The sequence below is a fragment of the Pseudooceanicola nitratireducens genome (genome assembly GCF_900109195.1).
Taxonomy (GTDB): Bacteria; Pseudomonadota; Alphaproteobacteria; order Rhodobacterales; family Rhodobacteraceae; genus Pseudooceanicola; species Pseudooceanicola nitratireducens.
Genome location: NZ_FNZG01000001.1, coordinates 694,645 through 706,728 on the forward strand (window position 1 = coordinate 694,645; position 12,084 = coordinate 706,728).

Sequence of the window (12,084 nt, forward strand, 5' to 3'; positions counted from 1 at the left end):
GGCACTTTCTTCGGCGCGGTTCAGCAATCAAGGATGATGTCGGTCAGCGGGCGGCTGACGCAAGGCAGGATGAAGCCGCGGTCGATCTCGCGCTGGCGGATGCCGCCTTCGTGGGCCATGACGACCTCTCCTGCGTGTTTGAACGTCTTGCAGGTGCCGCACATGCCGCGCGCGCAGGACGAGGGCAGGGGCAGCCCCGCCTGTTTCAGCGCCGCAAGGATCGTGGTGGTTTCCGCGCATTCGAACGACTTGCCCGTGCGCGCGAAGGTCACCGTGCGGATCACCGCGTCGCCGCCGGCCAGGGCCTCGGGCGGGGGGGCGGAGAAATCGAAGCTTTCCTCGCCATAGCTGTCGTCGGGCACGCCGGCGGCCTGCGCGGCGGCGCGCACCATCTCCATGAAGGGCTGCGGGCCGCAGCACAGCACCGTGCGCGCGGCAAGATCGGGGATGACGCGCATCACCAGATCGGCATCGGGGCGCAGTCCGCCGGGGCCGCGCGTGATCGTGGGCAGATGCACGAAGCGCGGCAGGCGGCGGGCCAGCCCGTCAAGCTCGGCCAGGGCGACAAGGTCCTGCGGTGTCGAGACGACCTGCATCAGCACGACATCCAGATCCAGCCCCCGGTCGGCGGCCGTGCGCAGGATCGACAGCATGGGCGTCACGCCGCTTCCGGCCGCGATCAGCGCATAGGCCGACCCCTGCCAGGTGGCCGGGCCGAACCGCCCCGAGGGCCCCAGGGCTTCGATCTCGGCCCCCGGCACCAGCGTCTCGTGAAGCCGTTGCGCCCCCGCGCCCGCCTGGCGTTTCACCGTGATCTCGATCCCGCCGTCGCGCGCGGCCGAAGAGGCGATGGTATAGCACCTTTCGACGCGGCCGTCGGGGGTGTCGATGCGGAAGGTCATGAACTGTCCGGGCGCATGTTCGATCCGGCTTCCGTCCTGCGGCACCAGGAAGAAGCTGCGCATCTCGGGTGTTTCGTCCCACGCCGCGCGGCAGATAAGCGTGCCCCATCGATCCGGGGCGAACCGCCGCCGCCGCCGTGCGCCCCAATCTGCAAGATCCACTTCGGTCATGTCGCGTATCCGTTTGCCTGCATCCGCGCGACGTACCAGCCGGCGAATTCGTCCAGCGCCCGTTCGGTGTAGGGCGAATAGGGGCCGGGCCGATACCCGGGCGACGATACCCCGCGATGCGCCAGCCCGACCAGGTGCGCGTCTTCGGCGTTGGTCGTCTTCCAGACCGTGGTCAGCGTTTCGAGGTCGTAATCCTCGCCCTCCACGGCTTCGGCATGGACCAGCCACTTGGTGCGGACCAGCGTGCGGTCCGGGGCCAGCGGAAAGGCCGTCACGATGACCGCGTGATCGGACATGACGTGGTTCCAGGAGTTGATCCCCCACAGGTGCACATCGCCCATCCAGGGCCGGTCGGCCCCCTGGCCCAGGGGGATCTGCACGGCGGCGCGGGTGTCGAGGGTCTGGCTTTCGCCCAGCCCCGCGATGATCAGCCGCTGCGTGCGGAAATTGGTGGGCCAGCCGACGGTATGTTCCACCGCCTCGAAGGGCAGCCCTTCGTCGCGCCAGTACGTTTCATAGCTGGCATAGGCATCCAGCAGGGCGTTGGCCTCGGCCTTTTCGGTTTCGGTCAGCCCCTCGGGGTCATAACCGAAATCGGCGGCATGGAAGGACAGGCTCAGCTGCGGATGGTTGGAGGCGCAATGATAACATTCGCGGTTGTTCTCCATCGTCAGCTTCCAGTTCCCCTCTTCGATCAGGTCCTGTTCAAAGGCGACCCGGGCGTTGCGCAGGTCATAGGGCGCCAGGCGCGGTTCCATGATGGTGGCCAGCTGGTCGATGTCCTCGGGCGGATCCTCGGCCAGGCAGGCGTAAAGGATCCCGCCGATGTCCCGCAGGGCCACGGGTTTCAGGTGATGCAGCGACCGGTCGAAATCCACGCCCATGTGCGGGGCCAGCGCCAGCGCCCCGTCCAGGTCATAGGTCCACTGGTGATAGGGGCAGACCAGCTTGCCGACCACCGACCGGCCCGGCGGCACCAGGCGCGCGCCGCGATGCGCGCACACGTTGTGGAAGGCCCGCAGCCGGTCGTCGTCGTCGCGCAGGATCACGATCGACACCGGCCCGATGTCGATGGCCATGACATCGCCTGCTTCGGGCACGTCGCAGGTCACGCCCACGGCGATCCAGTGCCGCCCGAAGATCGCGTCGCAATCCGCCTGCCAGACCGCCGGCGACGTGTAGAGCGCCGCGGGAAGGCTGTGGCCGGGACGGCGGGACGCCAGCAGCGTGGCGATGTCTTTGGTGTCGGCGGTACCATGATCCAGCATTATGCCTCCTTGGCGTGCGGGCCGTCGTAGCGGGGGAGATCCTGGCGCGCATGCTGCGCTTGACAGGGAAAAGCGACAACCGCACAAATGAACCTCAATCCATACGCTCAGATTATGTATCTGACGTCAGTAGCCCGGGGGTTCCTTGTCCCATCCCATCCGACGCAGCGTGCCATCCCTGACCGCGCTTGTGGCCTTCGAGGCGGCAGGCCGGCGCGAAAGCTTCACCCAGGCCGCGGCCGAGCTTGGGGTAAGCCAGGCCGCCGTCAGCCGTCAGATCGCCGCGCTCGAGGCGGACCTGGGGCTGGCGCTGTTCGAACGGGCAAACCGGCGGGTGCGTCTGACCGTCGGCGGCAAGGCGCTGCATGATGCGGTGAAGGGCGGGTTCGACGGCATCGCCGACACCATCGCCGAGCTGCGCACAACCCACATCGACCTGACCGTCAGCGTGTCGGTGGCCTTTGCGCATTTCCGTCTTCTGCCGATCCTGTCGTCGTTCCGGGCGACGGCCCCGCAGATCGGCGTGCGCGTCATTTCCGAAGATGACTGGCGCGCGCCGCTGGACCGGACGATCGACATGGCCATCCGCTATGGCCGGCCGCCCTTCGACGGCATGACCATCGTCGGGTCGCTGAAGGAAACGATCGTGCCCGTCTGCGCGCCCGAGATCGCGTCGCGGCTGAAGGGCGTGTCGATTGATGAGCTGATCCGGCAGGCCGAGGTCGCGCTGATCGAAAGCGAAGCCCCGGAGCCCAGCTGGCTGAACTGGTCGCAATGGCTGTCGCAGATTGGCGCGGCCAAGCACGTGGTCCGCGCCGGGCTGAACTTTACCAGCTATTCGGACGCGGCCTATGCGGCGATGGCGGGGCAGGGCGTCATGCTGGGGTGGACCGGCCTGCTGGAACGCCCGCTTGCCGATGGCCGCCTGGTCGAGCTGGACCTGCCCCGCCTGGTCCCCGAGGAACGCCAGTATGCGGTCGTGCCCAAGCGGGGGCGCCCATCACATGCGGTGGACGCCTTTGTGCGCTGGTTCAGCGAGGACGCGTTTCGATAGGGTTGGCAGGTAATCGGTGGCCGTCAGCCCCCTTGGTCCCTTTCGTCAGCCCCTTGATAGGTCCCGTCAGGCACGGCCTCTCACCCCGCCGCGATCGCGGCCCGCAGCGCACGGACGCGGTCGGCGTTTGATGAAGCCAGGCTGCCGTCCGCATGCCACAGCGAATTTTCAAAGCCCACGCGCAGCTTGCCGCCGCGGCGGTGCGCCTCGACCAGGCAGTCGGTTTCGCCGGCACCGAAGGCGCAGACCATCCAGTCGGGCGTCAGCCCCGTGCCCGCCAGCCAGTCTGTGAAAGGATCCAGATCGGCGGGGAATGAATTCTGATCTTTGGCATAGCGCCCCAGCACAAAGATCAGCTGAAGCCCGGGATCCTCGATCAGCGGGCGGGGCAGCACCTGCATCAGCAGATCACAGTCCTCAAGGCCATAGAGGATATGCTGGATGGCGATGCCCCGGTCCGCGCAGGTCTGGTAGAAGGCGCGCGCGGTCTCGATCCCGTCGCGCGTCAGTTCCGCGACCGAGGCCGAGACCAGCGCAGCCCCGCTGTTCAACGCGATGTCGCGCTGCGTGGCGGCGTCATAGATCCCGACGGCCTCGGTCGTGATCTGGACCTGCATGTCCGGCAGGTCCTGCCGCAGCCGGTCCAGCGCGGCGCGATAGCCCGCCGCGTCCAGCAGGTGCCCGCCGCCGGCGTCGCGCAGGTGCAGGTGCAGCCCGTCGGCCCCGGCCTCGGCGCAGGCGCGGGCCTCGGTCACGATCTCGTCCAGGGTGATCGGCAGGGCGGGGTGGTCGGATTTCTGGCGGCGGGCCCCCGTGGGGGCGACCATGAGGTGGGGCAGCATCAAAGAACCTGGTCCATGGCGGTGGAAAGCTTGTCGACCAGTTCGGCGATCTGGTCGTCGGTGATGATGAAGGGCGGGGCCAGCAGGATGTGATCGCCCAGCCGCCCGTCGATGGTGCCGCCCATGGGATAGCAGATCAACCCATTGGCAAAGGCCGCCTTCTTCAGCTTGGCCGCCACGCCGAGGTCGGGGTCAAAGGGGGCCTTGGTGTCGCGGTCGGCCACCAGTTCGATGCCCCGGAACATGCCGCGCCCGCGGATGTCACCGACGTTCGGATGATCCCCGAACCGATCCGCCAGCGCCTGTGCCAGCGCCGCACCCATGCGGGCCGAACGGTCGACCAGCCCGCCCTCGGTCAGCTTGGTGACCACCACGTCGGCGGCGGCGCAGGCCGTGGGATGACCCACATAGGTGTGGCCGTGTTGGAAAAAGCCCGACCCGTCGCGCACCGCGTCATAGATCGCGCCCGAACACAGCATCGCGCCGATCGGCTGATAGCCTGCGCCCAGCCCCTTGGCGATGGTGACGATGTCGGGGCTGATCCCGTCCTGTTCGCAGGCAAACAGCGTGCCGGTCCGGCCCATGCCGCACATGACCTCGTCCAGGATCAGCAGGATGCCGTATTGGTCGCAGATCTCGCGGATACGCTTGAAATAGCCCTGAACCGCTGGAAGCGCCCCGGCCGTGGCCCCCACGACCGGTTCGGCCAGGAAGCCGATGACCGTTTCGGGGCCGACGCGCAGCAGTTCTTCCTCAAGCAGGTTGGCGGCGCGCAGGCCATATTCGGCCTCGCTTTCCCCCTCGGCGCGCAGGCGGTAGTCGTAGCAGGGGTCGATATGGCTGGCCGAGACCATGACCGGATCGAAGGGCGCACGCCGCCACATGTTGCCGCCCGTGCCAAGCGCGCCAAGCGTGTTGCCGTGATAGCTTTGCTTGCGGGCGATGAAACGGCTGCGGCCGGGCTGGCCGGTTTCGATCATGTACTGACGGGCAAGTTTCAGCGCCGATTCCACCGCCTCGGACCCGCCCGAGACCAGGTAGACCCGGTCAATCCCCGCGGGCGCATGGGCGATCAGCCGGTCGGCCAGCGATTCGGCAGGGCCAGAGGTAAAGAACCCGGTATGTGCAAAAGCGAGCGTGTCGACCTGGGCCTTGATCGCGGCAATCACATCCTGATCTGAATGGCCCAGGCAGGACACGGCGGCGCCACCGGAACCGTCCAGGTACTTTTTTCCTTCCCTGTCAAAAAGATATATGCCATTGCCCCGCTCCGCGATCGGGGGGTGGCTTGCGGTGTGTCTGGGAAAGACATGGGACATGGGCTGATCTCGCATGGGTTGGACGCTGCAGTTTGGATGAAACAGATCGCACAGCGTTTGACAATGACTGAAACAAAGTGAACAGTCCTGTCAACTGGCAGCTGTCGAAAACAACGGGAGGCCGCGTGCCGACGAGCTTCGAGCAACGCCTGGCGGCGCAGTATGGAAATCTAAGCGTGGCCCTGCGACAGGCCGCGGATTTCCTGCGTGCGAACCCGGTCGAGATCGCGACCCGTCCACTGCGCACCGTGTCCCGCGACAGCGGCGTGTCGCCGGCGGCCTTTTCACGGCTGGCCCGCGCACTGGATTACGACACCTTCGATGACCTGCGCGAGGAATTCCGCGCCCATCTGGGCAAGCGGGTCGGCAATTTCGCCGACCGGGCCGAACGCCTTCAAAAGGACCATGCCGAAGGCGAGGGCGATTTCTTTGCCGCCCATCTGGCCGCCAGCCGCGCCGGGCTGAGCGAGCTAGAAGCCAAGATCGACCGCGCCCGCCTGGGCGAGGTCGCCGACCGTCTGGCCGCGGCGCGCCGGGTGCTGCTGCAAGGTGCGCTCGGATCGACCGGGGTGGTCGAATACCTGGCATACATGGCCACATTTCATAGCGATACATGGTCCCTGGCCAGCCGGATGGGCGCATCCCTGGGCAGCAGCCTGATCGGCCTGGATGCCCGCGACGCGCTGATCGTGGTGACCATGCCCCCCTTTGCGACGCGGTCGATCAAGGCCGCGCAACTTGCCCATGAAAGGGGCGTCTTTGTCGTGGTCATCACCGACACGCCAAGCTGCCCGGCATTGCAATATGCGGCGGCGCGTTTCATCGTGCCTACAGAGTCGCCGCATTTCTACTCGTCCTACGTGGTGACGATGTTCCTCCTCGAAGCATTGATGGGGATGGTTGTTGCCAGGTCGGACAGTGCCTCCAAGACCCGGATTGCCGAGGTCGAGGCGGCAAACAAGAGCCTCTCGGAAGTGTGGGGCGACACGTGACAATCATGAACAGACCAAGGGAGTTTAGGATGTTCAACAATTTCAAATTCATTGCGACCGGGGCCGTGGCCGCCGTCATGATGGCTCCGGCTGCTTACGCAGAAGAGTTCATCACCATCGGCACCGGCGGTGTGACCGGCGTGTATTACCCGACCGGTGGCGCGATCTGCCGCCTGGTGAACAAGGGCCGCAAGGAACACGGCGTGCGCTGCTCGGTCGAGTCGACCGGCGGGTCCGTCTACAACATCGAAACCATCCGCGCAGGCGAGCTGGAGTTCGGTGTCGCCCAGTCCGACTGGCAGTACCACGCCTACAACGGCACTTCGCGCTTTGAAGAAGCCGGTGCCTTCGAAGGCCTGCGCGCCGTCTTCTCGGTCCACCCCGAGCCCTTCACCGTCGTCGCCCGTGCCGACAGCGGCATCAAGACCTTCGAAGACCTCAAGGGCAAGCGCGTCAACATCGGCAACCCCGGTTCCGGTCAGCGCGGCACGATGGAAGTGCTGATGGCCGAAATGGGCTGGACCACCGACGACTTCGCGCTGGCGACCGAGCTGAAGGCGGCCGAACAATCCGCCGCGCTTTGCGACAACCAGATCGACGCGATGGTCTACACCGTCGGCCACCCCTCGGGTTCGATCCAGGAAGCCACCACCGCCTGTGATTCCGTCCTGGTGGAAGTGTCGGGCGACGCCGTGACCAAGCTGGTCGAGGAAAACCCCTTCTACCGGACCGCGACCATCCCGGGCGGCATGTACCGTGGCAATGACGCGGACACGATGACCTTCGGTGTCGGCGCAACCTTCGTGTCCTCGGCTGACGTGTCCGAAGATGCGGTCTATGCGGTTGTCTCCTCGGTCTTCGAGAACTTCGAAGACTTCAAGGGCCTGCACCCCGCCTTCGCGAACCTGAAGCCGGAAGAGATGATCTCGGCCGGTCTGTCGGCTCCGCTGCATGCCGGTGCCGTGAAGTACTACAAGGAAAAAGGCTGGATGGAGTAATCCATCCCCCCAAAACACGGGCAGGGGCGCATGTCGCCCCTGTCCACCAAGCGACGTGGGCCCTGTTCCAATAGGGCGGGGGCCTTCGTCACCCTCATAATAAGAAATGAATTTATCAGGCCAACAGGGCCAGGGACGGAGGGGTGATGTCCGTTAAGGAAAACAAAGCGCTCAGCGAAGCAGAGCTACAGGAACTGGTTGCGGCATCCGACAGCGGTGCGCGGTCCGTTCCGGGCCGGCTGGGCCTGTTCATTGCGGGCATCGCGCTCGTCTGGTCGATCTTCCAGGTGCTTCTTGCATCGCCATGGGCCCCATACGTGCTGCCCTCGGATGCGATCAACAATTCGCGCCAGATCCACCTGGCCTTTGCAGTCTTCCTGTCCGCCATGGCCTATCCGCTGTTCAAGCGCGCGCCGACCGACCGGGTGCCATGGTATGACTGGCTGCTGGCCCTGGGCGGGGCCTTCTTTGCGCTTTACGGTTACTTCTTCTACGCCAAGATCGTGCAGAACGGCGGGCTTGCGGACCAGACCGACGCCTATGCGGGTCTGATCGGCCTGGCGCTGCTGTTCATCGCCGCCTACCGGACCCTGGGCCCGGTCATGGTCATCCTGGCGATCATCTTCCTTGGCTACGTCTTCTTCGGCTCGTCCGAGGTGGTGCCGGATCAGATCAGATGGGCCGGGGCGTCGCTGCGAAAGGCGATGTCGCATATGTGGATCACCTCGGAAGGGGTGTTCGGCATCGCCCTGGGCGTGTCGACCAAGTTCGTCTTCCTCTTCGTGCTGTTCGGCGCGCTGCTGGATAAGGCGGGCGCGGGCAACTACTTCATCAAGATGGCCTTCGGGGCGCTTGGCCACCTGCGCGGCGGTCCCGCAAAGGCCGCCGTGGTCGGGTCGGCCGCCACCGGCCTGATCTCGGGGTCGTCGATCGCCAACGTGGTCACCACGGGCACCTTCACCATCCCGCTGATGAAGCGCGTCGGCTTCTCGGCTGAAAAGGCCGGCTCGGTCGAGGTGGCATCCTCGGTCAATGGTCAGATCATGCCGCCCGTCATGGGGGCCGCGGCTTTCCTGATGGTGGAATACGTCGGCATTTCCTACGTCGAGGTCATCACCCACGCCTTCCTGCCCGCGATCATTTCCTACATCGCGCTGGTCTATATCGTTCACCTTGAAGCGGTGAAGAACAACATGCCGACCCTGGGCAACAAGGTCGTGTCCATGGGCAAGACCATCGGCGGCATGTTCGCCTTCTTTGCTGGCTTCGCGGCGCTGTGTTACCTGACGCAGTTCCCTGTGCGGCTGATCACCGACATGGTGCCGTCGGGTTCGGGCTGGGTGCTGTCGGTCCTGCTGGCGGCGATCTATGTCGGGCTGATCTACCTGGCGGCCTCGGTGCCGGACCTGGAACCCGACGATCCCAATGCCGAACAGGTCGAGCTGCCCGAGATCCCGAAGATCTACAAATCCGGGCTCTACTTCCTGCTGCCGATCATCGTGCTGGTCTATTTCCTGATGATCGAACGCAAATCCCCCGGCCTATCGGCCTTCTGGGCGACCTTCCTGCTGTTCGGCATCCTGCTGACGCAGAAGACGCTGAAGGCCTTCTTCCGGGGTGAGGACAACGCACTGTCGAAGCTGAAGGACGGGGTCATCGACCTGATCCAGGGCATGATCGACGGGGCGCGCAACATGATCGGCATCGGCCTGGCCACGGCCACCGCAGGCATCATCGTCGGCACCGTGTCCCTGACCGGCATCGGCCAGGTGATGGCGGATTTCGTCGAATTCCTGTCGGGTGGCAACCTGATCCTGATGCTGATCTTCGTGGCGATCCTGTCGCTGATCCTCGGCATGGGGCTGCCGACCACGGCGAACTACATCGTGGTGTCGTCGCTGATGGTGGCCGTGGTGGTCGAACTGGGCGCGCAGTCGGGCCTGGTGGTGCCGCTGATCGCCGTGCACCTGTTTGTCTTCTACTTCGGGATCATGGCGGATGTGACGCCACCCGTGGGCCTGGCCAGCTTCGCTGCCGCCGCCGTGTCGGGCGGGGATGCGATCCGCACCGGCTTCACCGCGTTCTTCTATTCGCTGCGCACCGTGGCGCTGCCCTTTGTCTTCATCTTCAACACCGACCTGCTGTTGATCGATGTGACCTGGGTGCAGGGGATCATCGTCTTCGTGGTCTCGACCATCGGTATCCTGGTCTTTACCGCCGGGACCATGGGCTGGTTCATGACCCGCTCGAAGATCTGGGAAACCGTGGCGCTTCTGGTCATTGCCTTTGCGCTGTTCCGGCCGGGCGTCTTCATGAACCAGATCCAGCCCCCGTATGAACAGTTCGAACCCGCCGCCTTCGCCCAGGTGCTGGAAGATGCGCGCCCGGGGTCCGAGCTTCGGACAACAATCTCGGGGCCGGATTTCGACACGCTGGACATGAAGGACCTGACCGTGGTTCTGACCGTGCCCGAGGCCGAGGGCCTGGACGCGCGGCTGGACGAACTGGGCCTGATCCTTGTCCCCGAGGACGGCGTGATGCGCCTGGACGAGCCGATGTTCGGCACGGATCTGTCCGACAAACTGTCGAGCTTCGATTTCTACGCCGATGATCCGGTTGCGATCACCAAGGTGCAGGGATCGGCCGATCAGCTTCCGAAAGAGCTGATCTTCATCCCCGCGCTGGCGTTGCTGGGCCTGGTGGCCTGGTTGCAGATCGGCCGGGCGCGCCGTCAGCCGGAAGGAGTAGCCGCATGACCAAGACCGTTCTCTGTGCCGTCGACATCAACCGGCCCGTCGAGGAAAAGCCGGTGCTGGAAACCGCAGCTAAGCTGGCCGCGCTGGACGGTGCCCAGCTGGACATCCTGACCGTGGTGCCGGATTTCGGGTCCACCGTCGTGGGGGCCTATTTCCAGGATCACCACGTCGCGACTGCCAAGCAAGAGGCTGGGAAGCTGCTGCGCAACCTGTCCCGCACGACCCTGGGCGACGAGGTGGACATGAAGGTCCGCCACATCGTTGCGGTCGGCAAGGCCTATGAAGAGGTCCTGAAGGCCGCGACCCATGCCGGCACCGATCTGATCGTGATCGGCGCGCACAGCCCGGACCTGAAGGATTACCTTCTGGGCCCGAACGCCGCGCGCGTGGTGCGTCATGCCAAATGCTCGGTCTACGTGGTGCGCAGCTAAGGCATCGCGGCGGCGGGGCAGGACCCCGTGGCCAGACCGGAAAAACAGCAGGGGCGCGTTCGGACATCCGGGCGCGCCCCTTGCCTTTGCAATTGACCCGGCGTCGGGCTTTTCCCGGCAAATCCAGGCGATTGCACGAATGAAATTTGCGCCTTTGCGCCCAGTGTCATGCCAGTTTCGTAATTTCAGAGAATAATGAACCTTCATGCGTCGGATAAAATTTGACCAATTGGTCCGCCCCGCGCATGCTGACGGGAATTACAGAACCAAACCAAAGGATATCCCCATGACCAGAACCATTTTGCTGGCCAGCACCCTGCTGGCAGGTTTCGCAGCCCACGCGCAGGCCGACACGCTGCGTCTTCTGACCTGGGGCGGCTATGCGCCCGACGAGGTCGTGACCATGTTCGAGGAACAGACCGGCCACACCGTCGAAGTGACGAAATCCAACAACGAGGAAATGATCGCCAAGCTGCGCGCCACCAGCGGCGGCGGCTTTGACCTGGCGCAGCCTTCGCAGGACCGTGTCATGGGCCCGCAGATGGAATTCGGCATCTACAAGCCGATCGACGTGTCGAAGCTGAACCAGGATCTCTTCATCCCTTCGATGCTGAAGGCGACCATGGCCAACACCACCGTCAACGGTGACGTCTATGGCGTGCCGCATGTCTGGGGCACCTCGGGCCTGGTGATGAACACCGCCGAGGCGGGCGAGGTCGTGAAAGACTATGCCGATCTGTGCGACCCGGCGGTTGCGGGCAAGGTGTCCTACCGCCTGAAGCGTCCGACGCTGATCGGTTTCGCCTTCTCCCTGGGGGAAGATCCCTTTGCCGCCTACGGTGACGAGGCAAAGTACAAGGAGATCATGGAAAAGGTCGAAGCCAAGCTGATCGAGTGCAAGGCCAACGTGAAGACCTACTGGGGCGGCGGCGATGAGCTGATGAACCTGGTCCGTTCGGGCGAAGTCACTGCCTCGATGGCCTGGGACACCGGCGGCTGGAAGCTGAACGACGACAACGCCGACATCACCTTCGTGGCACCTGCCTCGGGTGCGCTTGGCTGGATCGACACCTTCGTGCTGCCCGCCAAGGGCCAGGCCGACGACGTGGCCTATGAATGGATCAACTTCGTGATGCAGCCGGAAGTCGCGGCCATGATCACCGCAGCGGCCGGCAACTTCACCGCCTCCGCCGGGGCCGACGAATTCGCCGAGGAAGGCCTGAAGGCCAAGTACCAGGCCAGCTTCCCGCAGGAAGCGATCGACAACATCAAGTGGTATCCGCCGGTTCCCGCGGGCCTCGAGTCGATCGAAGGCGAGGTTCTGGACCGCGTCCAGGCCGCCAACTGATCC

10 protein-coding genes are annotated in these 12,084 nt (G+C 65.0%); 6 read left to right on the top strand and 4 right to left on the bottom strand.

Annotated elements, in window-relative coordinates; genetic code table 11:
• Window positions 1-20: 20 nt before the first annotated feature.
• Window positions 21-1,073, bottom strand: coding sequence for a flavin reductase family protein (locus BMX99_RS03275; RefSeq protein ID WP_093447162.1), 1,053 nt, complete (start codon window positions 1,071-1,073; stop codon window positions 21-23).
• Window positions 1,070-2,341, bottom strand: coding sequence for an aromatic ring-hydroxylating oxygenase subunit alpha (locus tag BMX99_RS03280; protein ID WP_093447165.1), 1,272 nt, complete (start codon window positions 2,339-2,341; stop codon window positions 1,070-1,072). Before BMX99_RS03280 ends, BMX99_RS03275 begins: the two co-directional genes overlap by 4 nt.
• A gap of 169 nt (window positions 2,342-2,510) precedes the next feature.
• On the opposite strand from BMX99_RS03280, the gene BMX99_RS03285 reads away from it, so the two are divergent.
• Window positions 2,511-3,395 carry a LysR substrate-binding domain-containing protein gene (locus BMX99_RS03285; protein WP_175480260.1) on the top strand — a complete coding sequence of 295 codons (885 nt, stop codon included), beginning with the start codon at window positions 2,511-2,513 and terminating at the stop codon, window positions 3,393-3,395.
• 80 nt (window positions 3,396-3,475) lie between these two features.
• Here the strand turns inward: BMX99_RS03285 and BMX99_RS03290 are convergent, their stop codons facing one another.
• Together BMX99_RS03290 and BMX99_RS03295 are read right to left on the bottom strand one after the other, a co-directional pair.
• On the bottom strand, window positions 3,476-4,237 hold the full coding sequence (locus BMX99_RS03290; RefSeq protein ID WP_212632876.1) for a beta-keto acid cleavage family enzyme: 762 nt from the start codon (window positions 4,235-4,237) through the stop codon (window positions 3,476-3,478).
• Window positions 4,237-5,556, bottom strand: coding sequence for an aspartate aminotransferase family protein (locus BMX99_RS03295; RefSeq protein ID WP_093447170.1), 1,320 nt, complete (start codon window positions 5,554-5,556; stop codon window positions 4,237-4,239). Before BMX99_RS03295 ends, BMX99_RS03290 begins: the two co-directional genes overlap by 1 nt.
• 125 nt (window positions 5,557-5,681) lie before the next feature.
• Between BMX99_RS03295 and BMX99_RS03300 the strand changes: the two genes are divergently transcribed.
• The 5 genes from BMX99_RS03300 (at window position 5,682) to BMX99_RS03320 (ending at window position 12,081) form a co-directional block, all read left to right on the top strand.
• Window positions 5,682-6,548: a MurR/RpiR family transcriptional regulator gene (locus BMX99_RS03300; RefSeq protein ID WP_244525593.1), complete on the top strand. Its 867-nt coding sequence runs from the start codon at window positions 5,682-5,684 to the stop codon at window positions 6,546-6,548.
• A 29-nt stretch (window positions 6,549-6,577) separates the two neighbouring features.
• Window positions 6,578-7,546: a TAXI family TRAP transporter solute-binding subunit gene (locus BMX99_RS03305; RefSeq protein WP_093447174.1), complete on the top strand. Its 969-nt coding sequence runs from the start codon at window positions 6,578-6,580 to the stop codon at window positions 7,544-7,546.
• A gap of 146 nt (window positions 7,547-7,692) precedes the next feature.
• The gene (locus tag BMX99_RS03310; protein WP_093447177.1) at window positions 7,693-10,302 is read left to right on the top strand and encodes a TRAP transporter permease; all 2,610 of its coding nucleotides are present in this window, start codon (window positions 7,693-7,695) and stop codon (window positions 10,300-10,302) included.
• Window positions 10,299-10,733 carry a universal stress protein gene (locus tag BMX99_RS03315; RefSeq protein WP_093447180.1) on the top strand — a complete coding sequence of 145 codons (435 nt, stop codon included), beginning with the start codon at window positions 10,299-10,301 and terminating at the stop codon, window positions 10,731-10,733. The genes BMX99_RS03310 and BMX99_RS03315 overlap by 4 nt, the downstream gene beginning before the upstream one ends.
• A 286-nt stretch (window positions 10,734-11,019) precedes the next feature.
• Complete coding sequence (locus BMX99_RS03320; protein ID WP_093447183.1) at window positions 11,020-12,081, top strand: extracellular solute-binding protein; 1,062 nt, start codon at window positions 11,020-11,022, stop codon at window positions 12,079-12,081.
• Window positions 12,082-12,084 lie beyond the last annotated feature (3 nt).